Origin of the sequence: Roseicyclus amphidinii (assembly GCF_030163755.1) — a bacterium.
Classification (GTDB): domain Bacteria; phylum Pseudomonadota; class Alphaproteobacteria; order Rhodobacterales; family Rhodobacteraceae; genus Roseicyclus; species Roseicyclus amphidinii.
On the sequence record NZ_JASJOE010000029.1, the window covers coordinates 1 to 25,891 of the forward strand.

Here is a 25,891-nt window from a genome sequence, read left to right on the forward strand (position 1 = left end):
TGCCCGCCCTACGGGACCGCGGCGCGGGCGGCGGCGGGGGGGAACAACCCTCCCTGGCGCCGCTGCTGCCGGTGGCGGCCCTCGTGGCGGCTTCGGCCGCGCTCGGCCCGGTGTGCCGCTACGAATCCGGGCTGTCCTGCATCGACGTGGCCCGGACCGGGGGCGCGGTGCATCTCTATTCCGACGGGGTCCGGCAGGCCGCCGAAGAGGTCGCGCGCGGCGGCGATGACGGGGACCGGCAACGGGGCCTGATCCTGCCCTACACCGAATGGATCTGGGCCCGGATGCAGGCCGATCTCGGCCCCGCGCCCGCGGTGCTGTTCATCGGGGGCGGCGGCTACACGCTGCCCACGCGGCTTCTGACCGCGCGCCCCGAGGCCGCCGCGCTGGCGGTCGAGATCGACCCGCTGATCACCGAGGTGGTCGAGCGCCACCTGCCCTGGGCGGCCGCGACGATCGCGCAGGCGGGCCATGCGGCCGCCCCCGGCACGCCGCCCCGGCCGGGCGGTCTGGGCATCCACCACGCGGATGGCCGGGTCTATCTGAACGAGGCGGGCGCGCGCTTCGATGCGGCGGTGCTGGATGCCTTCTCCTCGGCCTCGGTGCCTGCGCACCTGGTGACGCTGGAAAGCTTCGCGCAGGTCCGACGGATCGTGGACGGCCCGGTCTACGTGAACCTGATCGACCGCCCGGACGGCCCGCTGGCGCGGGGCACCCATGCGATCCTGACCGAGCTCTATCCGCATGTCCGCGCGGTGCAGGGGCCGCTGAACGCGGGCGGCACGGGCAATATCGTGATCGCGGCCTCGCCGCGCGCGCTGGAGCCGCTGGCCGATTTGCCGCGCGGCTTCGCCGAGACCCGGATCACGCCCGCACGCCCCTTCACCGACGACCGCGGCTGGGCCGGGTATCGCTGAGCGCGCCGCCGCCGGGCGGTCAGGCCGCGAGCTGCTCGGGCGTCATCGCGCCGGTCATCAGCGCCACCGCGTCGGACATGGTGATCGACTTGGGGTCCACCACGCAAAGCCGACGCCCGAGGCGGTGAATGTGGATGCGGTCGGCCACCTCGAAGACATGGGGCATGTTGTGGCTGATCAGCACGACCGGCGTCCCGCGGGCGCGCACGTCCTGGATCAGGTCCAGCACCTTGCGGCTTTCCTTGACGCCAAGCGCCGCCGTCGGCTCGTCGAGGATGATGACCTTCGACCCGAACGCCGCCGCACGGGCCACGGCGACGCCCTGGCGCTGGCCGCCCGAGAGCGTCTCGACCGCCTGGTTGATGTTCTGGATCGTCATCAGGCCCAGTTCCGACAGCTTCTGGCGGGCGAATTCCTCCATCGCCTTCTGGTCGAGCATGCCGAACCACTTGCCCATGATCCCCGGTTTGCGCAGCTCGCGCCCGCAGAACATGTTGTCGGTGATCGAGAGCGCCGGGCTGAGGGCGAGCGTCTGGTAAACGCATTCGATCCCCGCCTCGCGGGCCTGCAGGGGCGAGGCATAGCTGACCTCGCGCCCTTCCAGCGTGATGGTGCCCTCGTCGGGGACGGTCGCACCCGAGATCGCCTTGATGAGCGAGGATTTGCCCGCCCCGTTGTCGCCGATCACGGCCAGGATCTCGCCCGGCATCAGGTCGAAATCGGCATTGTCCAGCGCCGTGACGCGGCCGTAGCGCTTGACGAGGCCACGGGCCTTGAGAAGGGGCTCAGTCATGCCGACACCTTTCTGATCCATTGGTCGATGGCGACCGCGATGATGATGAGCCAGCCGATGGCGAAGACCTGCCAGAGCACGTCCACCCCCGCGAGCCGCAGGCCCGACTGGAAGACCCCCACGATCAGCGCCCCGAACAGCGCCCCCATGATCGAGCCGCGCCCGCCGAAGAGCGAGATGCCCCCGATCACCACGGCGGTGATGCTTTCCAGGTTGCCCTCGTAGAAGCTTTGCGGCGAGATCGAGCCGACCCGCCCGATCGAGGCCCAAGCCGCCAGCGCGCAGATGAAGCCTGCCAGCATGTAGACCTGTCTCAGCGTGCGGTCGGTGCGGATGCCGGCCAGTTCCGCCGCCTCCTTGTCGTCGCCGATCATGTAGACATGGCGGCCCCATGCGGTCTTGTTCAGGACATACCACAGCGCGATGAAGATCACGATCATCAGGACCGTGCCATAGGTCAGCCGGGCCGAGCCTATGGCGATGCTCTGGCCGAAGAATTTCAGAAGCGGCGCCATCTCGTCGATGTCCGAACCGCGGATGGATTGCGCGCCGGACAGGTAGAGGTTCAGCGCGAAGAACACGTTCCACGTGCCCAGCGTGGCGATGAAGGGCGGCAGCTTGACCCGGGTGACGAGCCAGCCGTTCAGGTAGCCCGCGCCGATGCCGCAGGCGAAACCGATCACGAGGGCGACGGGGGCGGGAACGCCCAGCTCGACCGAGAGTTTGCCCGAGATCACGCTGATCAGCACCATGATCGCGGCGACCGACAGGTCGATGCCCGCGGTCAGGATGATGAGCGTCTGCGCCGCGGCAAGGATGCCGATGATCGAGACCTGCTGCATGATGAGCGACAGGTTGAAGGGCGAGAAGAAGCGTTCGCCCGCGATGACGCCGAAGACGGCGATGGAGGCGACAAGTACGATGACGGGCACGAAGGTCGGGTTGGCGTGCAGCACGTGCTGGATCGTGCCCAGCATGCCGCGCGGCGCGTGCTCGAACTCTGCCACGGCAGCGGTGCTGTCCTTCAGACGGGCCTCGTAATCCTGGCCACCGGGGGTTGGGCTGTCAGACATGACGTGCTCTCCGGGCAAAAGGGTGCCATGGCGCAGCCCCGGAGGGCAATGCCGATCACCGCGATGGGAATGGAAAAGGGGTTTTGGGGGGCAGTGGCGGCATGCAGCGCGGGGTGCGCCGCATGCCGCCTTGCATCAGCAGACGATCAGCGGGGGATCAGCCCCAGCACAGCTCCAGCGCCTCTTCCGAGGTGATCGACTCGATCCCGTCGACCGGCTGGTCGGTGACCAGCATCACGCCGGTGTTGTAGAACTCCAGACCGTCGGAGTTGGACGGCATGGTTCCGTCTGCGGCATGGGCGATGATCGCCTCGATCCCCAGCGACGCCATGCGCAGCGGGAACTGCATCGAGGTCGCGCCGATCACGCCGGCCGCCACGTCACGCACGCCGGGGCAACCGCCGTCGACCGACACGATCAGCGCCTGGTCGACAAGGCCGAAGGCGTTGAGCGCCTCGTAGGCGCCTGCGGCGGCGGGCTCGTTGATCGTGTAGACGACATTGATGCCCGAGTTGATCTGGAGAAGGTTCTCCATCGCGGTCCGGCCGCCTTCGGCGTTGCCGTTGGTCACGTCGCTGCCGACGATGCGCGGATCATCCTCGTCGCCGATGTCGGTGGGGTCGTTCACCTCGATGCCGAAGCCGGTCAGGAAGCCCTGGTTGCGCAGGTAATCGACCGAGATTTCCGAGGCGTTCAGATCCAGCGTGGCGATCAGCGCGTCATCGGCGGCATCGCCCAGCGTCGCGGCGGCCCATGCGCCGATCAGGCGGCCGGCCTCGAAGTTGTCGGTGGCAAAGGTCGCGTCTGCGGTGTCGGCGGGCTCGAACGGCGTGTCGAGCGCGATCACCAGAAGGCCCGCGTCGCGCGCCTGGGTGATGACCGGTTCGAGCGCGCGGCTGTCCGACGGCGTGATCAGGATGCCCGAGGCACCGGCAGCGATGCAGGTCTCGACCGCGGCGACCTGGCTTTCGACGTCACCGTCGATGGCGCCGGCATAGGTCTGCAGGGTGATGCCCGCGGCCTCGGCGGCTTCGGTCGCGCCTTCGCGCATCTTGACGAAAAACGGGTTGGTGTCGGTCTTCGTGATCAGGCACGCGGTCACGCCGGCGAGGGCGTCGGCCTGCGCCATGCCGGTGAATGCAACGGCGGCAGCGCCGCCCAGCATGAGCGTCTTGAGGGTCTTGGTCATGGTTTCCTCCCAGAAATACGGTCAGGCGACGAAAGCGCCCTCGCCCCGAAATCATGCGCCTCTCGCCATGGCGCTGTCAATAAATAAATCACTCTTATTTATTAATTGACAGGAAGGTCTGTTCGGGGATGATGTCCGGCGGGGAGGACCGACATGAAGGACGGCTCAGACAGCTTGCGCACCGGGGGGCAGTCCGATGCGCTCGGCACGAACCAATCGGGCATGCGGGCGCAGAACGAACGCCTTGTGCTCACGCTGATCCGACGCCATGGCGCGCTGTCGAAATCCGAGATCGCCCGCCTGACCGGCCTGTCGGTGCAGACCGTGTCGGTGATCATGCGCGCGCTCGAGGACGAGCGCCTGATCCTGCGCGGCGAACCGCAGAGGGGGCGCGTGGGGCAACCCTCGGTTCCGATGCAGCTAAACCCGCGGGGCGCGTTCTTTCACGGGCTCAAGATCGGTCGCCGCTCGGTCGAGATGGTGCTGACAGACTTCCTCGGAAAGATCCTTGCCCGTCGGGTGCGCCAGCACGACTACCCCGATTACGACGCGGTCCTCGCTTTCGCGCTGGACACCGCCGAGGCGCTGGCCGCCTCGCTCTCGGCCGAGGAACGCGGGCGCGTCGCGGGGTTGGGCATCGCCATGCCCTTCGAGATCTGGGGGTGGGCCACGATGATCGGCGTCGATCCCGAGGCCATGACGCCCTGGCGGCAACGCGACATCCAGGCCGAGCTGTCGCAGGGCTTGCACCTGCCCGTGTTCCTGCAGAACGACGCCACCGCCGCCTGCAGCGCGGAACTGGTGTTCGGCACGCAGGAGCAGCCGTCGGATTTCCTGCATGTCTATGTCGCCTTCTTCATCGGCGGCGGTGTCGTGCTGGACGGCCGCCTGTTCCAGGGGCCGACCGGCAACGCGGGCGCGATCGGCTCGATGCCGGTGCCCGACCGGTCGGGCCGGATGCGGCAGCTGATCGACCTCGCCTCGCTGGTGACCCTCGAGCGCCGGCTGAAGGCCGCGGGCGTCGATGCGTCGGACCTCTGGGCTTCGTCCGAGCGGTGGGAGCTGCCGGGCGAGATCGTCGCGGATTGGCTGGACGAGGCCGCCGAGGCCATTGCCCATGCCGTCCACGGGGCGCTTGCCGTGCTGGATGTCTCGGCCGTCAGGATCGACGGCTGGATCCCGCCCGAGGTGCGCCGGGAGCTGACCGACCGGGTCGCGGCCTGCCTGCAGCGGCATGATCTGACCGGGCTCACCCTGCCCGAGATCCAGCAAGGCAGCATCGGGGCCGACGCCCGCGCGCTTGGCGCGGCAAGCCAGCCGCTGCTGGCGCGGTTCCTGGTGGCCTACCTGCGCTGAGCGGGCGGCGGGCGCGGTCAGTTCACCGTGGCCCGGATCGTGATCGTGGCGGTGTTGTTGGGCTCCGTCCCGATGATGCCGTTTTCCACGCGAACAACCGGGGCGCTCGTGACGAAGGCAAACCCCGCTGCGCTTTCGTCCCAGCCCGCGCGCGTGGCGGCGACGAGCGTCAGCTGCGGCGGCAGACTGTCGGCGAGGTCGATGGCGGTCGCCGGAACGGGGCCGTCATTCACGACGGTGACGAGATACTCGATGCAGGCTCCCGGAATGGCGGCGGGATTGACCGGTTCGCTCGGGGGCGTGGCGTTGAAATCCGCGCAGCCCGACCCGTCCTCGGAGAACACCAGCGCGGTCTTGGTCGCGGTCAGCTCGGCCATGCCCTGCAGGGTGATCACCACCTCGTCGGTGGATTGCGCGCCGAAGGCATCGGTGACGGTCAGCCGGAAGGTCAGCGTCTCGGAGGTGCCGCTGGCGGGTTGGCCGGGGGTAAAGCTGGCCTGCGCGGTGGTCGCACCGGTCAGGGTCTGGGTCGTGCCGCCGGTCTGTTCCCAGAGATAGGCGGTGATGTTGTTTTCCGCATCGGTCGATCCGGTGCCGTTCAGGGTGAACTCCAACCCCGCGAAGGCATTGGCATCCGGCCCGGCATTGGCCACGGGCGGCGTGTTGACGACGTAGCGCAAGATCACCACGCCCGATCCGCCATTGCCGCCGGTCGATTGCGTGCCGTTTTCCGCCGCGCGCCCGCCGGCGCCGCCGCCCCCCGTGCCGGGGGTGCCGCTGCCTGCAACCGCGTCATTGGTCGAGGCCCCGCCGCCACCCGCACCGCCCACATTGGGCTGCACACGATCTCCGCGAATGTCGCCACCGCCCGCGCCGCCGCCTGCGTAGAACACCGGCGTGCCGGTGATCGAGGATTGCACACCATCGCCCCCGCGTCCGGCGAGCGTCGTGGACCCGTTGAAGCCCGCCTGCCCCGCGCCACCGCCGCCGCCGCCGGACGAATCCCCGAACCTCCCGGTGCCCGCGCCCCCGGCAAAGCCCTGTCCCAAAGGCGAAGGCTGGCCCACCGTTCCCCCGTGCGAGGCCCCGCCGCCCGAGCCGCCGTTCAACGCATCGCCCACATTCAAACCGGTGGTGTTGAAGGTTCCGCCGCCGCCACCGCCCGCGGCCTCCACGCCGAAGACCGAACTGGGCTCGCCGCTTTGCCCCGAGGAAAAGCTGCTCGGCCAATTCGTGCGACTGTCGCCCGCGCCGCCCAGGCCAACCGCCACGGGATAGTCCCCAGCGGCTTGCGTCACGGTGCCTTGCCGCAAGCCCCCTGCCCCGCCACCGCCGCCCGCGATGGCCCCGCCACCGCCGCCGCCGCCCACGATCAGGTAGTCGACCGTCCGCTCCTGATCGAGGGTGAAGGTGCCGCCCTGCTCGAAGACATGCACCCGGAAGGTCTGCTGCGTCGCCGGGTCGAGATAGTCGAACACGCTGTTGCCGCCCCCCGCAGCCGGGGGGGGTGGGTTGGAGGCCGCCAGAACCGTGACCGAGATGTCGTCGGTGGAGGTCAGGCCAAAGGCATCGGTAACGGTCAGGCGAAAGGTCAGGGTTTCCGAGCTGCCCACAGGGGCACCCGCGACAAAGCTTGCTTGCGCGGTGTTCGGGTTACTGAGCGTGACGTTTGTCCCGGTCACTTGGGTCCACGCATAGCTCTGGATATTGTTCTCGGGGTCGGTCGAGCCAAGGCCGTTCAGCGTGACCGTCGCGCCCTCGGTCACGGTCACGTCAGGCCCCGCATTGGCCGCAGGCGGAGCATTGGCGACATAGCGCAGGATCACGACACCCGCGCGGCCGGGGTTGCGCACCACGCTCGGGCGCGTGATCGCGCTCCCGCCACCGCCCGGATTGGCGGACCCGACGCCCGGCGTGCCATCGGCCAAGTCGCTGGCGGACGAGCCGCCACCGGCATAGGTGACCGCCGTTCCGGTGATCGAACTGACCCGTCCCGGCCCGCCGTTGGTGCCGCTTCCCGGCCCCCCGGCACCGCCACCGCCGCCCCCGGCGTTGATGCTGATGTCGTTTGCGGCACCGTCGAACCCCTGCCCCGCGATGCCGGCACCACCCGACGCGCTTCCCGCGGCCACCACGTTTTGCGATGCGCCACCGCCGCTGCCGCCGGGCAGGCCCTGGTTGAAGTTGTCCGCCCGCCCGCCGCCACCGCCGCCATTGGCCACGATCCCGAAGACCGAGGAATTGCCGCCTGTTACACCCGAATTGTTGAAGGCTGGCGTCGCCGCCCCGCCCGCGCCGACCGTGACCGCGTAGCTTGCCGCCGTGCGGGCAATGGTGCCCTCCAGCATCCCGCCCGCGCCGCCGCCGCCGGTGCCAGCCCCGCCGCCGCCGCCCACGATGAGGTAGTCCACATCGCGGGCCTGGTTCAGGGTGAAACTGCCGCTGCCGTCGAAGCGATGCACACAGAAAACCTGGTTGTTCTGGGTGATCTGGGTCACGGTCCCGCCCGTGGCGATGTTGAGCGTGGCGCAATCGGTTTGCGCCATAGCCGTGCCCCCGCCCAGCGCGCCCCAGATCAGCGCGGCGGACAGGGCGATGCGCCTGAGACCGCGCGGGATCATTGCACCAGTCCCCGCAGGCTGTCGGCGTCGAACTTGAGGCGGAACTGGATGAAGGGCCCCTGCGCCGTGTGGCCCAGCCCGGCAAAATCCGCGTCATGGAAGCCGGTGAAATTGTAGCCGAAGTTGAGCCAGCCATCCTCGAAGGGCGTCGCCCCGAGCGACAGGCCGAAGCTGTAGGACGTGTCCCGGCCTCCGGCGGCATGCAGCGCGGCAAGGTGCAGGCCGATGTCCATGCTCTCGGTCACGTCGCGGCGATATTCCACGCCCAGAAGCGTCAGCAGGTCGGAGACCTCGCCGCTGCTGAGGGTGGCGGAGGTGTGTTTCACCCCGTAGCGCATGTTCAGGAACTCGGTCGCCGACAGGTATTGCGACCGGTAGACCGACGCCAGCGCGGTCGAGCTGGCCACCCCGCCCTCGTCCTCTTGCGACAGGCTGGCCTGCACCAGGGTGATCGGATCGCGCGGGCCGCCCCGGTGGGCCGCGCTCAGGCGCAACTCGGCGCTGCGGCGGGTCTCCTGCCCGGTGGCGCGGGTCGCGCCGAGAAAGGCCTCGCCCCCCACGGCCCAGCTGTCGCCGATCAGCCCGTCGAGCCGCAGTGAAACGTTGCCCGTGGTCTCCCGGTCGGTCAGCCGGGTTTCCAGCGCCAGCCCCGCGCCCCATGTCTCGGTCTCGTGGCCGAGGCCCGCGCGCAGGGTGGTGAAGCTCTCGCCGATGAAGGGATTGCCGATCTCGGTTCCGAAGGGCTCGTAGCTGGGCCGGGCCATCGCCTCGCCCGGCGCGCCCATCGACCATTGCGCATCCACCCCGAGGGTCGCGGTGGTGCCTTGCCCAAGCCCGTAGGCATGATCGCCGCCGACGAACAGCGCCGCGCCGTCCGGGTCGCGCCCCGACGCGCCGAGGCCGTCACCGACCGCCCAGGACAGGCCCGTGCGATAGCTGCGCCCGTCGCGCGGGGTGAACTCGGCGCCGAAGGTCAGGCGATGCGCCTCGGCCTCGGGGCTGCGCATCCGGTCGATGTCGAGCAGGCCGAACATCGAGATCCGCTCGGTCAGCCGGTAGCCCATGCCCAACCGCATCAGGTCGCCCGCCGCCGCCCCCTCGCCCCGCAGGGAGCCCTCGATCCCGAGGGTCTGGGTCAGGCGGTCATCCTCGGAGGTCCATGTCCCGCGGTAGACGAGGCGCAGGTCGTCCTGTCGTTCGGTCGCGGTCCGTCCGGTGACCCGGCGCAGGCCGAGCGATTGGGTCAGGCGCGTGTCGCTGCGGGTCAGCAGGATCTCGGCATCGGTCCCCAGGCGATCGGCCAGCCGGTCCGCCTCGGCCAGGAGGCGCGCCTCGAGCGCGAGGGTCCGGTCGGGGGTCTCTGCATCCTGCCAGAGCCGGTGGCGCAACTCGACGCCCAGCACCGTCGTGTCGAGCGGCTGCTCCGAGGCGGTCAGCCCCACCTGCCCGCGCTGCTGGCGCAGGTAGGCGGAGAGCGTGGTGCCGTCGCGGTCGAGCTCGGCGCGCACTTCGCTGCGCTGCCCGGTCAGCGTGCGATCCGCGAAGCGGCGATGGGCAAGGAGCGTCTCGGCGCTCAGGCGCAGCGCGTCGGTCACCTGGTAGGTCAGGTCCACGCCCGCCAGCGTCACCGTCAGGTCGCGCCCTTCGACCCGCGTGGCCCGCAGCGCCGTGGCCCCCACGCGCAGATCCTGCGTCACCTGCCGTTCGGCGCGGATGCCGGCCATGCTGCCGTTGCGCAGCTCGTCGTCGACCTCGTAGTCGATGACCAGCACATGACGGTCCAGCGCGGGGGTGAAGGCCGGGATCGCGTTGCGCAGGAACAGCTGCCCCGAGGCATGGCTGATGACGTAATCGCGCCCCGCCTGCAGCGTCCGGCTGTCCAGCTCCTCGCTGGCATCGACACGCGACACGGTGACCAGCCGGACATGGGGCGAATGCGGCACGATGTTGCCCTGGCTCAACCGGTAGGGTCCGACCGTGCCGTTCAGCGCGATGCGGTCCTCGACCCGCCGGTTGCGGAGTTCGGCCCCGAAGACCATCACGCGCCAATCCTCGTTCTCGAAGATCGCGCGCGCCCCGGTGACCTGCTGGTTGATCGACACCCCCCCGGCAGTCAGGCCGGTGTTGAAATCGCCGACAAGGAGCTCCGCCCCCTCCCGGCGCAGCCGCAGGTAGAGCGGGAACCGGCTTTGCGCCGCGTTGCCCTGCGCCGAGCGGTCGCCGTAGACGATGTAATCGGCATCCGGGTCGATGCCGTAGAACGCCTCGCCCTGCTCGGCGCTGTCGTAGCGCAGCGTCAAGAGCCACTCGCCGCGGATCACCCCCTCGGCAAAGAGCGACACGCGCCCGGCCAGGGCATTCCCGATCTCGCCCTCGCGGCGCATGTGCCGGCGCACGCTCTCATGCGCCAGCGTGCCCTCGGCCAGCCCCACGAGGACCCAGGGCCGGTCCGGCACCGAGATCGGCACCGCCACGCTCAGCGCGCGCCCCGCAAGCGGGATCGTCAGCCGCGCGGTGCCGCCCTCCAGCGTCGGGGCCATCGGCAGGGTGAGCAGGCCGTTCTCCCCGACCGTGGCCGTGGTGCGCCCCGAAGCGTGCCGCAGCGAGGCGGGGGCAGAGGCGCGCGGCGCGACCTCGGGGACGAAGCCGAAGGGCGCGTCGACCGTGACGCCGACCTGCAGGCCGGGCCGGATCGGGATGCCCTGCGCATCGGTCAGGCGCAGCACGATCCGCGGCTGGCTGCGCCCGTCGCTTTCCAGCAGGCTGGAGCTGCGCACCAGCTCGACCCGGCCGGGCCGGACCCCGAACAGCACCTCGCGGCTGTCGTCCAGCAGGACCGCCCCGTCGGCACCGCGGATCACCAACTCCAGCGTGTTGCGCCCCGGACCGATCCGCACCGCACGGAAGCGCACCAGTTCGCGCCGCCCGTCCGAGGAGCGGATCATCGGCTCGCTGCGGATGGCGGGGACGGGCACGCCGTTGACGCTCAGCTCCGATTGCGCGCCGACGGGGCGCAGCACCACCACGTCGATCGCCTCGGACCGGGGCATGTGGGCGGGGCCCGGCGCCACGAACCCCACCGGGGCATCCGCCCCCGGCCCGTCGAGCCAGGCCAGGTCATAGCGCAGCAGCGGCGACAGGGACGCAGGATCGGGCGCGGCATCGCCCGCCGCATCGCCCGCCGCGGGCGCGGCATCGGGCGCGGCATCGGCCTCGGGCAGCGCGTCGAATTCGAGGTAGAATTCCACCCGCCCCATCATGCCGGGGCGCAGCTCGACGAATTGCGAGATCGCGCTGCCGGTGCTGCGGGTGTTGACGAAACAGGCCACAGGCCGCGCGCCGGGCGGAAGCGTGGTCACATCCATCTGCACCACGCGGGGGCGGCGGTAGATGTCGCGGAAGGTGAAGCGCCCATCGCTGTCGGTCAGGACATATTCCCCGTTTTCCAACAGCACGCGGATGCCCGAGAGATCGGGGGCCACGCCCCCCTCGGGCAGGCCGGAACAGCCGCCCGCGGCAACCTGGCCGAGGATCGCCACCTGCTCCAGCCCCAGCCGGTCGCGCAGGCGCAGGACATGCTCGGCGCTGGCGCGCCGCACGCCCGGCGTGGTGATCGTGCTGCGCGACACCAGCCGCGGCTCGCCCCCCGGCGTGGCCACGATCTGCACGCCGTAGGTGAGGACGCTGGCCTGCCCGGCGGGCCGCGGCGGCAACTCGAAGACCAGCGCGCCCCCGGCGCTGCCCGGACCGGGCGTCACCGGCTGGCCATCGAGGCGCAGGCTGCCCGGCAGGTAGGCCAGGCCCGGCGGCAGGCTGTCGGTGATCGTCAGCGCAAGGCTCTCGGTGCTGGTGACGGTGACGGTGAACTCGACGAACTCGCCGATGCCGGCCTCGGCATGGCTGCCCTCGCGCGTGATCTGCACCGCCGCCAGCGGATCGAGCGGCACATCGATCCGCAGCGGCGGCCCCGGAGCCACCTCGAACGCCTCCAGCCGCGAGCCCTCGGCGAGGGTGAAGGCCCCGCCGGCAAGCTGGGCCAGCGCGGCGTCGCTGCGCGCCGAGGGCCCGGCATGGGTGTCGGAGGGGCCGATCACGAAGCGATAGCGCCCCGGCGCGACATAGGGGAAGCGGAAGCCGCCCGGCTCCATCTGGTAGCTGCGGCCCGAGGCGTCGCTCACGCGGCTTCCGGTCAGGATGCGCGCCGGAAAGGCCGCCTGCATGTCGTCGCCGTAGACGGTGGCGGGCTGGCCCGTGGCATCGTCGACGAGGGTGATCTCGACCCCGTCGAGCGGCTGGCCGGTCACGCTGTCGAACACCACGCCGAACGGGTCGATCGGGCCGACATCCACGTCCACCGCCAGGTCGTTGCGCAGGTTGGTGGCGTCGTTGTACTCGGCCGTGATCACCGAAAGCGCGCGGGTCGCCAGAACCCCGTCCGGCCCGCCGCCCGCGCCATCGGCGGTGTTGATCCAGGCCGAGAACTCGCCCGTGTCCGGCCCGGTCTCGTAGAAGCGCAGCGTCTCGGTGTCGCCGGTGACGGCGTCGGTCAGCGTGACCTCGACGGTCTCGACCGCGGCGGGGTCGAAATTCAGCCCCGGATCGAGCAGGGTGAAGAACACCGGCACGCCCAGCCGGATGCGGTCCGAGCGGACCACCCGCAACGCCGCGCTGCGGTCGATGGGCGCGCCCGTGCCGGTCATGCTGGAGGTGTCGACCGGTTCGGGCAGGGGCACCCAGGTGCCGCCGAAATACTCGCCCTCGGCAAAGACGATGTCGCGGAACGGGCCGGGGCTTAAGCCGGTGTCCAGCTCCCAGGCGGTCAGGACGCCGTTCGAGGTCGGCCGCGCGACGGTGAAGCGCGCCTCGGCGTCCAGCTCGACCGCGCCGTTGCCCCAGGTGATGCGGGCGGTATTGACGATCTCGCTCCCCGGCCGCGCCCCCTGCGCATGCGCCACGGCTGCGCCCATCGCAACGGCACAGGCCACGATGATCGCAGAGAGGATGGCTGACAGGGCACTCCGGCGCATGATCGGCAAGATCCGGGACAGCGGAACGGACAAGACGGCCCCCGCAGTGCCGACCAAAGGCCAGCCGTGCGGGGGCCGTCAGATCAATCGACGGTGACGCGGATGGTGAAGGTCGCCGTTGTGCCCGCGGGCAAGGTGCCGATGGTGGCGGTGACGGTGCCAGACGTGTTTGCGGGTTGGGTGGTCGTGGTTGCCGACGCTGCACCGGTGCCGGTGTAGGCGATGTTGCTCACCCCGGCGAAGGTCACTCCGGAAGGAAGCACATCCTGCAGCTCAATATTCGTCGCCGCCGTAGACGCCACCGCCTCATTGGTCACGGTGATGGTGTATTCCAGACATGCACCGGGGATTGCGGCGAGTGTGGACACGGCAGTCGCCGGATCCGAGGCACACGTGAACGGCGCCGAGGGAAGATTTTCGCTCAAGACCCCCACCGTTTTGGTAGCGGTGATAATCGGCGCAGTGACAAGCAGGCGTGTCTCGTCCTTGTCAGCACCAGTTTCCGCGCCGTCAATTTCTGTATTGGAGAGGCTTGAGTTGGATGCCGCATCCGCGAAGACGGTGTTCACGCCATTCAAACCCTGCGTCCGATCCTCGGTCACAGCGTTCGCGCTACCCGCATCCGTCGCTGTCGCCGTGACCTCGAAGGTATCTTGCAGCCCGTCCATTGCGCTCAGGGGAACATTCGCAACGATCAGCACAAAGTAAGATCCGCCAGCGGCAAGATTCCCCGCATTTGCGGGGTTTGCCGTGTCATAGGGAGTGTCTGAACCCAGCGTAGCATCCGCGCTGATGACCACATAATATTGGCCAAGTGTCGTGGTCGCCGTGGCGCTGTAGGTCAGGCCGAGCGTGCCCCCTGCGGAGATCACGACATCGATATCAAACCCCTGCGTGTCGTTGCCAAGGTTCTCAACCTCGAACGGCAGGACAACCGTATCTTGCCCGGGAACCGCCGCTTGCTGACCCGACCCGGCTTGTGCCGTCACGGCAACGTCGATCTTGCGGTCGACTTGGAATGTCACGGTAGCAGCGTCATCTTGCGTGATGACCGGGGTTCCCGTGCCGCTCTGATAGGTCAGGTCAATGGTGTTGCGGACCTCTGTCCCCGGTGCTGTCTGCGCCGCGGCCATGCCGGTCGCGCCGAGGGTCAGCGCGAGGCCGAGGAGGAGGGATCGAAAGCCTGTCTTTACCACGGGGATACCCCTTCTTACTGGTTACTCTTGGGCGCTGGCGTCAGCGCAGTGTCACGGAATAGGCAATGGTTGCGGCCGCGGCGCTGGCGAGACGCGGCAAGGTGATGCGCAGCTGGCGGATCGTGTCCAGGTCGGCCAGCATCAGGGTTTCCCCCTCGACCACCTCGAAGACCGGGCGGAACAGCTCCGGTGCCTCGGCGTCGGACCAGGCCAGCGCCATGTCCTCGGGGCCGGTGATGGTGAAGGGATCGAGCAGGACCTCGGGCGCGATCTGCGCACCCAGCGACAGGTCGGTCGCGGCCTCGGGCGTGGGGTTGTCCAGCGTGATCTCGTAATGGATGCGGTCGCCCGGCACGATGACGCTGTCCTCCAGCGCGACGCGGGCCATCACCGGGTTGCCGTCCTCGTCCAGTTCGGGCGTGCCGTCCTCGGCCAGCACGGGTTCGAGGGTGAACCCCGTCAGGGTTACCGAAAGCGCGGGGGCGGTGGGTGCCGTCTCGGCCCCCTGCGTCGCGCCCCCCTGCGTCGCGGCCCCCTGCGTCGCGGCGGTCTCCTGCGCGAGGGCACCGCCCGTCAGCACGCCCGTCAGCATGCAGGCCAGCCCGCCCACAAGGCATGCCGCAAGGGCGCTGGGCGCACCCCGACCGCGTCGCGCCTTTTGGTTCTTCCCAAACCGGAGCATGTTCTTCCCTGCCGCGAAAGCCTGCCTCCGGGCGGGTGCATTGCCGGAGGCGCAGACTACATTGTATCCAATGACAAGCGCCTACATCAAAAGTTAACAAAGGTTAAGTGGAATTGAGACATTGCCCGGCCCCACATCTGCGCCCCGGCGGGCATGGCCGACGCGTCCGGTCCGCCGTTGCAGCGGTCATCGGCTGGCTCTGGCTGGGGGCCGCGGCCGCCATGGCGCAGGATGACGTTGCGTCACGACAGGCACCCGGCCTCAGTTTCGGGGCGAATGACGTCGCGTTCCTGAACCTGATGGGCAATCTCGAGGCGCCCCACGGCTTCGACGCGGTGTCGGGCTTTGCGCCCGCGCCCCCGCCAAGGCCCTTGACCGACATGACCCTGTCCGAGGTGATCGCCTACCAGGAACAGCTGCGCGCGATGGGCACGGTGTCTTCGGCGGTCGGGCGATACCAGTTCATCTACCTGACCCTGCGGGACCTGGTGGAGCGGCACGGCATCTCGGGCGAGCTGGTGTTCGACGGCGAGGTGCAGACCTATCTGGCGCGGTTCCTGATGCATGACTGCGGCTTCTACGACCCGCGGACGCCGCCCGCGCCGCTGGCCGATTGCCTTGCGACCATCTGGGCCGCCCTGCCGGTGGTCAGCGGGCCGCGGGCCGGACAGTCGTTTTACGGAGAAGACGGGATCAACCGCGCCCTGACGGAACCGGCGCTGGTGCTGCGGGTGCTGGAAGACCGGTTTCGCTGGTAGCCCGCCGGGGCCACGGCCTGCGGATCATCGGGCCGCAAGGCCCGCGCCCGCGCCCGCGCCCGCCCCCGCGATCCCGACACCGGCTCCCGGCCCCCTGCCCCTACACCAGGCGCGCCTCGGTCGCCGCGCGGAAGTCCTCTTCGGTGACGCCATCGGCCAGCTCGAGCAGCTTCAGCCCGCCGGGGACGACCTCCATCACGCCGAGGTTGGTGATGATCAGGTCCACCACGCCCTTGCCCGTCAGCGGCAGGGTGCATTCCTTCAGGACCTTTGATTCACCGTGCTTGTTGGTGTGGTCCATGACCACGATCACGCGGCCCACGCCTGCCACCAGGTCCATCGCGCCGCCCATGCCCTTCACCAGCTTGCCGGGGATCATCCAGTTGGCCAGATCGCCGTTCTCGGCCACTTCCATCGCGCCGAGGATCGCCATGGCGATCTTGCCGCCGCGGATCATGCCGAAGCTCTGCGCGCTGTCGAAATAGGCGGTGTGGGGCAGCTCGGTGATGGTCTGCTTGCCGGCGTTGATCAGGTCGGGGTCTTCCTCGCCCTCGTAGGGAAACGGCCCCATGCCGAGCATCCCGTTCTCGGATTGCAGCGTCACGGTCATCCCCTCGGGGATGTGGTTCGACACCAGCGTCGGGATGCCGATCCCGAGGTTCACGTACATGCCGTCCTGCAGCTCCCGTGCTGCGCGCGCGGCCATCTGGTTGCGGTCCCAGGGCATTCACACGGCCTCCTTCTGCCGAACGGTTCTTTGCTCGATCCGCTTCTCGTGCTGCCCTCGGATCAGGCGGTGGACATAGATCCCCGGCAGGTGGATCGCGTCGGGGTCGAGCGAGCCTGTCGGCACGATCTCCTCCACCTCCATGATGCAGACCTTCCCGCACATCGCCGCGGGCGGGTTGAAGTTGCGCGCAGTCTTGCGGAAGATCGCGTTGCCCGTCTCGTCCGCCTTCCACGCCTTGACGATGGAAAGGTCCGCGAAGATGCCGCGCTCGAGGATATACTCCTGCCCGTCGAACTCCTTCACCTCCTTGCCCTCGGCGATCACGGTGCCGACGCCGGTCTTGGTGTAGAAGCCCGGAATGCCCGCGCCGCCCGCGCGCATCCGCTCGGCGAGCGTGCCTTGCGGGATGAATTCCAGCTCCAGCTCGCCCGACAGGTATTGCCGCATGAACTCGGCGTTCTCGCCGACGTAGGAGGACATCATTTTCTTCACCTGGCGCGTCGCCAAGAGCTTGCCGAGGCCGAAATCGTCCACGCCTGCGTTGTTCGACGCGACGGTCAGGTCCTTCACGCCCGCCTCGACGATGCCGTCGATCAGAAGCTCGGGGATACCACACAGGCCGAAGCCACCCGATGCGATCAGCATCCCGTCGAACAGAACCCCGTCGAGCGCCTCGGCCGCCGAACCGTAGAGCTTCTTCATGCCGCAACCTCCGCTTCGGCGGGCAGGCGCAGCCCGAGGATCGCGCGCGCCTCTTGCCATGTTGCGACGGGGCGCGCGTTCTTCTCGCACATCTCCACCGCGCGGCGGACAAGCGCGGCATTGGACGGCGCGAGGCGGTCGCGGTCCAGCCGCACGTTGTCCTCGAGCCCCGTGCGCGCATGGCCGCCCGCGGCGATGGCCCATTCGTTGAGCGTGATCTGGTGCTTGCCGATGCCCGCCGCACACCATGGCGCGTCCGGGCCGAACAGGCGGTGAACCGTGCGGATGTAATAGTCGAACACGTCGCGGTCGACGGGCATCGCGTTCTTCACGCCCATGACGAATTGCACATAGGGCGTGCCCTTGAGCTGGCCGCGGTCGGCCATGTCCTTGGCTTTCAGGATATGGCTCAGGTCAAAGGCCTCGATCTCGGGCTTCACGTCATGGGCCAGCATCTCGGCTGCGAGCCAATCCACCAGCTCGGGCGGGTTCTCGTAGACGCGGGTGGGGAAGTTGTTGGAGCCGACAGACAGGGACGCCATGTCGGGGCGGAGCGGAAGCATCGCGCCGCGCGCCTGCCCTGCGCCGGACCGGCCACCGGTCGAGAACTGGACGATCATGCCGGGGCAGTGTTTTTCCAGCCCTTCCTTCAGCCGGGCGAATTTCTCGGGGTCCGAGGAGGGCGTTTCGTCGTCGTTGCGCACATGCGCGTGGACGATACTCGCCCCGGCCTCGAAGGCCTCGTGGGTGCTTTCCACCTGTTCCGACACGGTGATCGGCACGGCGGGGTTGTTCGCCTTGGTCGGCAGCGAGCCGGTGATGGCGACGCAGATGATGCAGGGTTTGGTCATGGCTCTGTGCCTCTCAGGCGGCTGCGGCGCGGGGCCGCGGCATCCGCGCCAGCGCGTCGAGGAAGAAGGGGCGGAACCCCTCGGGGTGTTCGCTCATCGGGAAATGGCCGAGCTCTTCCATCACGGCGAGCGTCGCGCCGGGGATCGCCTCGGCGGTGCGGCGCGCGTCCTCGGGCGTGCAGGTCAGGTCATAGGCCCCGACGAGCAGGTGAACGGGCGTCTTGCCGGTGTCGATCCGGCCCAGCCGGGCAATCAGGCTGTCGTCCCTGGTGTAGAAGCTCAGATCGCCGCGGAAGACGCCGGGGCCGCTTTGCATGAACATCCACAGCGTGTTCCAGCGTTCCACGGGCGGCGCATGGGGCGAGATATTGGCCGAGACCAGTGCCGCGCCCATCTCGCCGCCATGCGCGTCGGGGCGGTGGAACCAGTCGATGTCATACCAGGCGGGCTGGAAATCCGAGGCCTCGATGGCGATGAAGCCCGAGAAACGGTCGGGGTGGAGGGCTGCCAGTTGCAGCGCGATCCGCCCACCCATGGAGCAGCCCGCCAGCACGGGGCGGTCAAGGCCCATGCCCCCGACCACGGCGAGAACCGTCTCGATATAGGCCTCGGTGGTGAGCAGGTATTCCCGGCTTTCCCAGCCCTCGGGCGGGAGGGATTTGCCATGCCACGGCATGTCGAAGGCGATCAGGCGGTTGCCCTCGGTCACGGCGGCGTCGTTCATCAGGTGCCGCCATTGCCGCGTGTCCGCCCCCGCCGTATGCAGGCAGAGGACGGGGCGGCCTGCGCCTGCCTCCTCGATGTAGATGCGGCGCGGGGCGCCCGCGATGGTGACGGTCAGGTAACGACCGGTGATCGGTTCGAAGCTCATGCCGCGCCCTCCTGCCCGGCGCGGGGAAGCGCCATGATTTCCTTGAAGAACCGCAGGTTCTTGACGAGGCAGAGGATATCGCCGTCGATCCGCCCGCGGCCGATTTTCACCAGCCCGAAGATGTCGTGGAAGCCGGGCCGGGGCCGCGCCTGCCAGAACTCGGCCAGCGCCTCGGCATCGGTGCGCAGCGCGAAGCGCCAGGGCGTCTTGCGGCTGGGGCCCTCGGTCACCTCGGCAAGGCGGCCACGGTCGAAGGTCAGGTAGACCTCCTGCCCGTCGATCTCGATCAGCACGGTTTCCGAAAACAGCCGCCCGAGGCGGATCAGATGGGGCGTGGCGTTCAGGCGGTCCTGAACCCCCCGGAAGGTCGTGAGCATTCTGGCCTCCGTCCTTGCGAATTCTCCCGGCCCTGGTGCCACGGCGCGACGGGATGCGGCCATGCCGCCAGCGGTATGAGGCGATACCCGGACGCTGCGGGGCTTTCATTCTCATAATAAGATCATCTTGACATGATACGGTATCACCCGATACCGTGGAAGGCATGGGAAGAGGGGCGGCATCGGGCGCAGGATGTCGGGCAACGGGGGGCACACGGGCCTGTCCCGTGACCCGACGCAACCATGCCAGGAGGAGATTGAAGCCATGGGCATCGTCAACGAACAGAACATCACCGACGTCGTGATCGCGAGCCTCGGCAAGCACGGCGAGATCACCGAGCGCGAGCGCGAGATCGCCACCGCCCTGATCCGCCACCTGCATGGCTTCGTGAAGGATGTGAAGCTTCAGCACCACGAATTCCTCGCGGCTTGCGATTACCTCGCCCGCGCGGGCAAGCTGTGCAACGACAACCGGCAGGAGTTCATCCTGCTCGGCGACATCCTGGGCATCGAGGTGCTGGTCGACATGATGACCAACCCGGTCGAAGGCGGCGAGAGCGAGTCGACCGTGCTGGGGCCGTTCTACCGCGAGAACCCGCCGGTGCTGCCCAAGGGTGCCTCGACCATCCAGAAGCATTACGACAACGAGGAAACCGTGTATTTCGAGGGCTATGTCCGCGACGAGGCGGGCCGCGGCATCGCCGGTGTCACGATGGATGTCTGGGAAGATGCGCCCAACGGCATCTACGAGAACCTCGACCCCGACCAGCCGGAATACAATCTGCGCGGCCGTTTCGAGACGGATGAGACCGGCCATTACGCCTTTGTCGCCGTGCGCCCCGTGCCCTACCCGATCCCGGATGACGAGACCGCGGGCGAGCTGTTGCGCTTCATGGGCCACCACCCGAACCGCCCCGGCCACATGCATTTCATCATCTCGCGCGAGGGCTATCGCCCGCTGATCAGCCAGATCTACGACGCCGACAGCAAGTGGCTCGACGAAGACAGCGTCTTCGCCGTCAAGGAAAGCCTGATCGGCAAGTTCCACCCCGCCGCCAAGGAGCTGGGCACGGACCTGCATTTCACCTTCGACTTCGTCCTGAAGACGGCTGCCGCAGAGCAGGCCGTCGCGGCCGAGTGATCGCCGGAACTCTCCCTGAGACTGGCCCCCGGATTTCCGTCCGGGGGCCTTCTTTTTTGAACATGATGCCCGCAACCACCATGGAGGATGCGCGATGAACTTCCGTCAACTGACCTATTTCATCGCCGTGGCCGAAGAGCTGCATTTCGGCCGCGCCGCCGAGCGGCTGGACATGGCGCAACCCCCGCTCAGTCGCCAGATCAAGCAGCTGGAGGAGGAGCTGGGCGCGATCCTGTTCAACCGCGGCCGCAGCGCCATCACGCTGACGCAGGCGGGCGAGCGCCTGTTGGAGCGGGGAAAGTCGATCCTCGCGCAGTTGGAGGATACGCGGCTCGAGGTGCGCCGCCTGGGCCAGGGGGCCGAGGGGCGGCTCAGGATCGGGTTCGTGGGCTCCGCCACCTTCGGCATCCTGCCCAACATCATCCGGTCCTTCCGCGCGAATTACCCCGAGGTGAACCTGTCGCTGATCCCGATGAACAACGCGCAGCTGCACCGCGCGCTGGTCTCGCGCGAGATCGACGTGGCCTTTGCCCGGCCCGCGCTGAAGGATGCGGAATTCGTCACGCGGGAATTGCTGGAGGAAAAGCTGATCCTCGCCCTGCCCGACGTGGTCGATACCGGCGGTCGCACGGTGGCAAGGCTGGAGCGGCTGGAAACCCACAACCTGATCCTCTACCCGGAATATCCGCGCCCCAGCTACGCGGATTTCGTGCTGAACGCCTGCGAGGCGGCGGGCTTCACCGTTCCCATGCGGGTCTGGTGCATGGACCTGCAGACAGCCCTCAGCCTCGTGTCGGTCGGCGAAGGGGTCTGCATCGTGCCCGAGTCGGTCTCGAACGCGCCGCGCAAGGGGATGAAATTCCTCAAGATCGAGCCCGAGATCGCGCGCACCGCCCTGTCGGTCAGCTATCGGCTGGACGACCAGGGGGTGCATGTCCGCAACTTCGTGCAATTGGCGCAGAAGGTGGCGCGCAAGATCCTGTAGAAGAACGGGCGGCCGCGCGGGCCGCCCTGTGGCTCAGACGCCGAGCCAGCGGTGTTGCACCTCTTCGTCGGCGCGGATCTCGGCCGGGCTGCCGGTCCAGACGACCTGCCCCTTGCTGACCACGGCCACGTCATCGGCCAGCGAGGTGGCGAAGCCGAAATTCTGCTCCACCAGCACCATCGACAGGCCCGCGCGCTTCAGCTCCATCAGCTTGTCGTGGATCAGCTTGACGATGATGGGCGCAAGCCCCTCGGTCGGCTCGTCGAGGATCAGAAGCCGCGGGTTCATCAACAGGCCGCGGGCGATGGCCAGCATCTGCTGCTCGCCGCCCGACAGCTCCGCCCCGCCGTTCTTCATCCGCTCGCCCAGACGCGGGAACAGGTCGACCACGCGGTCGATCGTCCACTCCGCGCCCTTGCCCCCGAAGCGCGCGGCGGCGATCTCGAGGTTCTCGCGCACGGTGAGCGAGGGGAAGATGTCCCGCGTCTCGGGCACATAGGCGATGCCCGATTTCGCCACGTCGAAGGGGCGCGCGGGCATCGCGCGGCCGTCAAAGGTGATCGTGCCGCCCTTGGTCGGCAACAGCCCCATGATGGTCTTGAGCGTCGTCGACTTCCCCGCGCCGTTGCGGCCGAGGATGGCGAGAACCCGGCCCTGTTCGGCGCGCAGGCTCAACCCGTGCAGCACCTGTGTTTCGCCGTAGCCCGACGAGACGGCATCCAGATCAAGCATCTTCCCAACTCCCCAGATAGATGTCCTTGAGCAGCTTCGATCCCCGCGCCTCCTCGGGCAGGCCGTCGAAGACCACCTCGCCGTAATTCAGGACGGTGATCGTGTCGGCCACGGCAAAGGCCAGGTCCATGTCGTGCTCGATGATCAGAAGCGTCAGATCGCGCGGCAGGTTGTTCAGAAGGTCATGGAACCCCTTGGACATCTCGGGCCCCACCCCGCTGGTCGGCTCGTCCATCAGCAGGACAAGCGGACGGGTCGCCAGCGCCACGCCGACCTCGAGCTGGCGGCGCACGCCGTAGCTGATCTCCGACACCTTCGCATGCAGGTGGGGCATCAGGTTCACCTGTTCGGCCACCTCGGCCACGGTGTCCCGGATCTCGGGCTGGCGCAGGCTGTCGGACCAGAGCCGGGTTGCGTGGCCCGTGGGCACGGCGGCGGCCAGCGCGAGGTTCTCCTCGACCGTCAGCCCGTCGAAGAGCGTGTTCTTCTGGTAGCTCCGCGACAGGCCCCTGCGCGCGCGGCGCGGCACCGAAAGCGCCGTCACATCCTCGCCCGCCAGATGCACGCTGCCGCCGTCGGGCGTCAGCTCGCCCACCAGCAGGTTGAAGAGCGTGGTCTTGCCCGCCCCGTTGGGGCCAAGGATCACGCGGCGTTCGCCGCGTTCGAGCTTGAGCGAGACCGAGCGCGTGACATGCACCGCGCCGAAGCTCTTGGTGAGGGAACGCGTCTCAAGCATCGGTCGAAACCTCCTTTTGTGCGGGGCTGCGGGTGGCGTCGGTCAGGCGGCGTTCGATGCGGTCGCCCCAGCGCGCCTCGACCCAGCCGAAGATGCCGTTGGCGCGGCTCATCACGACGGCGATCAGGATGACGCCGACGACGAGGTGCCAATAGGTCGTGACCTCGCCCAGCTCGTGCTTCATCACGACGAAGGCCGCGGCGCCCACCAGCGGGCCGACCAGCGTGCCCAAGCCCCCGAGGATCACGACGACCAGCGCCTCGCCCGAGACGGTCCAGTTCATCAGGCCGGGCGAGATGAACATGATGTGCTGGGCGGCCAGCACCCCCGCGACGCCCGCGATGATGCCCGACAGGCCGAAGACATCAGCCTTGATCCGCCAGGTGTTCAGGCCCAGCGCCTTCATCCGCTTCTCGTTGTGCATGACGCCCGCCAGCGAGCGGCCAAGCCCCGAGCGCAGGATGGCGGTGGCGAAAAGATAGGCGGCGGCCAGGACGGCGAGGCAGAACAGCGCGAAGCTGCGGCTGTCGTTGAGGTCGAGGCCGATGGCGCTCAGGTCGAAGCGGTCGATCCCGCCCATCCCGTCATCGCCCCCGAAGAGTGGCGACTCGAAGACGTAGGAATAGGCCATCTGCCCGAAGGCCAGCGTCGCCATGATGAAGTAGATGCCATGGCTGCGCGCGCAGATTGCGCCGATGATCCAGGCGGCGGCGGCGGTGATCGCCACGGCTCCCAGCGCGGCGAGCCAGGGGTCGAGGTCCGCCAGCACGTTCAGCGCGACGAAGGCATAGGCCCCCACGCCCATCAGCGCGCCGTGGCAGAGCGAGACCATGCCGCCGAAGCCCGCGACAAGATCGAGCGCCAGCACGAGCAGGCAGAGGATCAGGATCTCGATCAGGATCTCGAGGCCGAAGTATCCGGCGGTGAAGGCCTGCATCAGCGCGGCAATGGCGAGGATCGCAAGCACCGCGTAGCGAAGGGGGGTGTGACGGAACATGCGGTTATCCTTTCGCGGGAAACAGGCCCACCGGCTTGATCACGAGGACCGCCGCCAGAAGGGCGTAGATAAGGACCGAGGCGAGTTGCGGGGCCAGCACCGCGCCGAAGGTCTGCACGAAGCCGTAGATCAGCGAGCCCGCGATGGCCCCTTTCAGCGAGCCAAGCCCGCCGATCACGATGACGATCAGCGTGGGGATCAGGATCTGAAGGCCCATGCCCGGCGTCACGCTCAGTAGCGGGGCCGCGACCGCGCCCGCCAGCCCCGCCAGCGCGCAGCCGACGCAGAAGACCACGAAGAACAGCCGTTCCACGTTGATGCCGAGGCAGGCCGCCATCGCGTCATTGTCGACGCCCGCGCGGATCATCGCGCCGATCTGGGTGCGCGCCAGAACAAGCGCCAGCGCGCCAAAGATCGCGGCCCCCAACAGGATGATGAAGAGGCGATAGGCGGGGTAGGACACGCCGAGCAGCTCGACCTGCCCCGACAGCGCGGCAGGCGTGGCAATGGCCAGCGCAAGATCGCCCCAGAGGATGCGGGTGAGATCGAGCAGCGCGAAGATCAGGCCGAAGGTCACGAGAACCTGCGCCATCGGCCCGGATTTCCGCATCCGCTGTATGAGCCCGCCATAGAGGACGACACCGACCAGCGCGACGCCGATGGGCGCGGCAAGGATCGCCACCCAGAACCCCGCCGTGCCCGCGATGGAGGCCGCGATATAGGCCCCCAGCGCGTACAGCGCGCCATGGGCGAGGTTCACGAAATGCATCAGCCCGAAGATGACCGTCAGGCCGATGGAGAGCAGGAAGAGAAGCATGGACAGTTGCAACGCGTTGAGCGTCTGCAAGGTCCAGAACGACAGGTCTTGGGTCATTGGTTCGCCTCGCGTTGCGAATGGGAAAAGGGCCGCCCGGCAGGGATGCGGGCGGCCCTCGGTCCTCAGTTGGTGGGCAGCGACGGCATCACGCAGCCGTTCACCGGGTCCGCCTCGGCGGGCAGTTGCGCCAGAACGGTCTGGGTCATGCCATTGGCACCCTGCACCGTCTCGTAGACGTAGATCGGCTGGACCACGTTGTTGGTGGCCGGGTCGATCGAGAGCGCGCCGCGCGGCCCGTCGAAGCTGACCTGGCGCAGCGCCGCGCCCAGGGTCTCGCGGTCGCGCGCGCCGGTTTCCAGCGCCTCGACCAGCGCGCGGGCCGCGTCATAGCCCTGCACCGCGTATTCCGAGGGCACCCGCCCCATGGCCTCGCGGAAGGCCGCGACGAAGCTTGCGTTCTCCGGGTTGTCGATGGTCGGCACGTAGTGCAGCGCGGTGACGACGCCCTCGGCCGACGCGCCCTGCGCATCGACGTAGAGCTGCGAGGTCAGGAAGCCCGAGCCGTAAAGCGGTAGATCCTCGGCCGCGCCGAAGCTGGCGTATTGGTTGACAAAGGAAATCGCCTCGCCACCCGCGTAGAAGACGAAGAGCGCATCCGCGCCGGAGGCCTGCGCCTGCGCGATATAGGGGCCGAAATCCTGCGTCTGCTGGAAGGGGGTGTAGTCGCTGCCGATGATGGTGCCACCGGCTTCGGTGAAGGCCCCGGTGAAGCCCTCGATCATCTGGCGGCCCGCGGCGTAGTCGGGGGCGAGCGTGTAGACCGTTTCGATCCCCTGCTCGGCCATCCAGCGACCCATCGGGCGGTTCACCTGGCTGTTCGAAAAGGACACGCGGGTGATCCACGGGCTGCACTCCGCGCCGGTGGCGGCGTCATTGCCGGCGTTGGCCACGATCAGCGGCACGCCCGCGCCGTCGACCATGTCGCGCACGGCCCCCAGAACACCCGAGGAGACGACGCCGACGATGGCATCGACGTCATCCTGCAGGATCAGCTTGCGGGTACGGGCAAGGCCGGTCGCGGGCGTCACCTCGGTATCCTCGCGGTGCAGGATGATCTCGACGTCGAGGTCGTTGCCATAGGTCTCGAGGCCGAGGGCAAAGCCCGCCTCGATCTCGTTGCCGAGCGCGGCATAGACGCCCGAAAAGGGCAGAAGCACGCCGATATCGACCTCGTCGGCGAGGGCGGCGGCAGGCAAAGCGAGGGTGGTGGCGGCCGCGAGGGTCGCCAGATTAGCGCGTTTCATTGTGGTGGTTCCTCCGGTTGAATTAGGTGGTCGGCC

General features: G+C 68.6%; 21 protein-coding genes and 1 pseudogene. 5 read left to right on the forward strand and 17 right to left on the reverse strand.

Going from position 1 to position 25,891, the window contains the following annotated elements:
- On the forward strand, window positions 1-917 hold a 917-nt coding region (locus QQK83_RS11020), incomplete at its 5' end, for a spermidine synthase (protein WP_284264235.1).
- Between the two features lie 19 nt (window positions 918-936).
- Here QQK83_RS11020 and QQK83_RS11025 read toward each other — a convergent pair.
- From QQK83_RS11025 to QQK83_RS11035, 3 genes are all read right to left on the reverse strand, one after another.
- A complete protein-coding gene (locus tag QQK83_RS11025) occupies window positions 937-1,710 on the reverse strand; it encodes an ATP-binding cassette domain-containing protein (RefSeq protein WP_284264236.1) in 774 nt (257 codons plus the stop codon).
- Window positions 1,707-2,783, reverse strand: a complete 1,077-nt coding sequence (locus tag QQK83_RS11030; RefSeq protein ID WP_284264238.1) for an ABC transporter permease — start codon at window positions 2,781-2,783, stop codon at window positions 1,707-1,709. Before QQK83_RS11030 ends, QQK83_RS11025 begins: the two co-directional genes overlap by 4 nt.
- Before the next feature lie 157 nt (window positions 2,784-2,940).
- On the reverse strand, window positions 2,941-3,972 hold the full coding sequence (locus tag QQK83_RS11035) for a substrate-binding domain-containing protein (protein ID WP_284264240.1): 1,032 nt from the start codon (window positions 3,970-3,972) through the stop codon (window positions 2,941-2,943).
- A 153-nt stretch (window positions 3,973-4,125) separates the two neighbouring features.
- Between QQK83_RS11035 and QQK83_RS11040 the strand changes: the two genes are divergently transcribed.
- Window positions 4,126-5,328 (forward strand): ROK family transcriptional regulator, encoded by a 1,203-nt coding sequence (locus QQK83_RS11040; protein ID WP_284264242.1) that lies wholly within the window; start codon window positions 4,126-4,128, stop codon window positions 5,326-5,328.
- Window positions 5,329-5,345: 17 nt separating this feature from the next.
- Here the strand turns inward: QQK83_RS11040 and QQK83_RS11045 are convergent, their stop codons facing one another.
- The 4 genes from QQK83_RS11045 to QQK83_RS11060 all read right to left on the reverse strand — a co-directional run bounded on the left by QQK83_RS11045 (window position 5,346) and on the right by QQK83_RS11060 (window position 14,764).
- Entirely contained in the window at window positions 5,346-7,949 is a 2,604-nt protein-coding gene (locus QQK83_RS11045; protein WP_284264244.1) for a glycine-rich domain-containing protein, read from the reverse strand.
- Window positions 7,946-12,976, reverse strand: a complete 5,031-nt coding sequence (locus QQK83_RS11050; RefSeq protein WP_284264246.1) for a hypothetical protein — start codon at window positions 12,974-12,976, stop codon at window positions 7,946-7,948. The genes QQK83_RS11045 and QQK83_RS11050 overlap by 4 nt, the downstream gene beginning before the upstream one ends.
- Before the next feature lie 83 nt (window positions 12,977-13,059).
- Window positions 13,060-14,172, reverse strand: coding sequence for a hypothetical protein (locus QQK83_RS11055; RefSeq protein WP_284264248.1), 1,113 nt, complete (start codon window positions 14,170-14,172; stop codon window positions 13,060-13,062).
- A 40-nt stretch (window positions 14,173-14,212) separates the two neighbouring features.
- Window positions 14,213-14,764, reverse strand: coding sequence for a hypothetical protein (locus QQK83_RS11060; RefSeq protein WP_284264249.1), 552 nt, complete (start codon window positions 14,762-14,764; stop codon window positions 14,213-14,215).
- Window positions 14,765-14,961: 197 nt separating this feature from the next.
- On the opposite strand from QQK83_RS11060, the gene QQK83_RS11065 reads away from it, so the two are divergent.
- A complete protein-coding gene (locus QQK83_RS11065) occupies window positions 14,962-15,612 on the forward strand; it encodes a lysozyme family protein (RefSeq protein WP_284264251.1) in 651 nt (216 codons plus the stop codon).
- Window positions 15,613-15,712: 100 nt separating this feature from the next.
- Here the strand turns inward: QQK83_RS11065 and QQK83_RS11070 are convergent, their stop codons facing one another.
- Genes QQK83_RS11070 through QQK83_RS11090 form a run of 5 tightly spaced genes read right to left on the reverse strand, consistent with a single transcriptional unit; the run spans window position 15,713 to window position 19,143 of the window.
- The gene (locus QQK83_RS11070; RefSeq protein WP_284264252.1) at window positions 15,713-16,339 is read right to left on the reverse strand and encodes a CoA transferase subunit B; all 627 of its coding nucleotides are present in this window, start codon (window positions 16,337-16,339) and stop codon (window positions 15,713-15,715) included.
- On the reverse strand, window positions 16,340-17,044 hold the full coding sequence (locus QQK83_RS11075; RefSeq protein ID WP_284264253.1) for a CoA transferase subunit A: 705 nt from the start codon (window positions 17,042-17,044) through the stop codon (window positions 16,340-16,342).
- Window positions 17,041-17,895, reverse strand: a complete 855-nt coding sequence (locus QQK83_RS11080; RefSeq protein WP_284264255.1) for a 3-oxoadipate:acetyl-CoA acetyltransferase — start codon at window positions 17,893-17,895, stop codon at window positions 17,041-17,043. Before QQK83_RS11080 ends, QQK83_RS11075 begins: the two co-directional genes overlap by 4 nt.
- Before the next feature lie 13 nt (window positions 17,896-17,908).
- Complete coding sequence (locus QQK83_RS11085; protein ID WP_284264257.1) at window positions 17,909-18,766, reverse strand: alpha/beta fold hydrolase; 858 nt, start codon at window positions 18,764-18,766, stop codon at window positions 17,909-17,911.
- Window positions 18,763-19,143 (reverse strand): hypothetical protein, encoded by a 381-nt coding sequence (locus tag QQK83_RS11090; protein WP_284264259.1) that lies wholly within the window; start codon window positions 19,141-19,143, stop codon window positions 18,763-18,765. Before QQK83_RS11090 ends, QQK83_RS11085 begins: the two co-directional genes overlap by 4 nt.
- Before the next feature lie 265 nt (window positions 19,144-19,408).
- On the opposite strand from QQK83_RS11090, the gene QQK83_RS11095 reads away from it, so the two are divergent.
- Both QQK83_RS11095 and QQK83_RS11100 read left to right on the forward strand, forming a co-directional pair.
- Window positions 19,409-20,284, forward strand: a complete 876-nt coding sequence (locus tag QQK83_RS11095; RefSeq protein WP_284264260.1) for a dioxygenase family protein — start codon at window positions 19,409-19,411, stop codon at window positions 20,282-20,284.
- Between the two features lie 94 nt (window positions 20,285-20,378).
- The gene (locus QQK83_RS11100; RefSeq protein ID WP_284264262.1) at window positions 20,379-21,269 is read left to right on the forward strand and encodes a LysR family transcriptional regulator; all 891 of its coding nucleotides are present in this window, start codon (window positions 20,379-20,381) and stop codon (window positions 21,267-21,269) included.
- Between the two features lie 33 nt (window positions 21,270-21,302).
- Here QQK83_RS11100 and QQK83_RS11105 read toward each other — a convergent pair whose 3' ends face one another.
- The 5 genes and pseudogenes from QQK83_RS11105 to QQK83_RS11125 all read right to left on the reverse strand — a co-directional run bounded on the left by QQK83_RS11105 (window position 21,303) and on the right by QQK83_RS11125 (window position 25,855).
- Window positions 21,303-22,001 (reverse strand): ABC transporter ATP-binding protein, encoded by a 699-nt coding sequence (locus tag QQK83_RS11105; protein ID WP_284264264.1) that lies wholly within the window; start codon window positions 21,999-22,001, stop codon window positions 21,303-21,305.
- Window positions 21,994-22,677, reverse strand: a pseudogene (locus tag QQK83_RS11110) (ABC transporter ATP-binding protein); the annotation flags it as partial. The gene QQK83_RS11105 and the pseudogene QQK83_RS11110, both read right to left, overlap by 8 nt.
- Window positions 22,678-22,729: 52 nt before the next feature.
- The gene (locus QQK83_RS11115; protein WP_284264268.1) at window positions 22,730-23,734 is read right to left on the reverse strand and encodes a branched-chain amino acid ABC transporter permease; all 1,005 of its coding nucleotides are present in this window, start codon (window positions 23,732-23,734) and stop codon (window positions 22,730-22,732) included.
- Window positions 23,735-23,738: 4 nt separating this feature from the next.
- Window positions 23,739-24,608 carry a branched-chain amino acid ABC transporter permease gene (locus tag QQK83_RS11120; RefSeq protein WP_284264271.1) on the reverse strand — a complete coding sequence of 290 codons (870 nt, stop codon included), beginning with the start codon at window positions 24,606-24,608 and terminating at the stop codon, window positions 23,739-23,741.
- 65 nt (window positions 24,609-24,673) lie between these two features.
- Window positions 24,674-25,855: an ABC transporter substrate-binding protein gene (locus QQK83_RS11125; protein WP_284264273.1), complete on the reverse strand. Its 1,182-nt coding sequence runs from the start codon at window positions 25,853-25,855 to the stop codon at window positions 24,674-24,676.
- Between the last annotated feature and the right edge of the window lie 36 nt (window positions 25,856-25,891).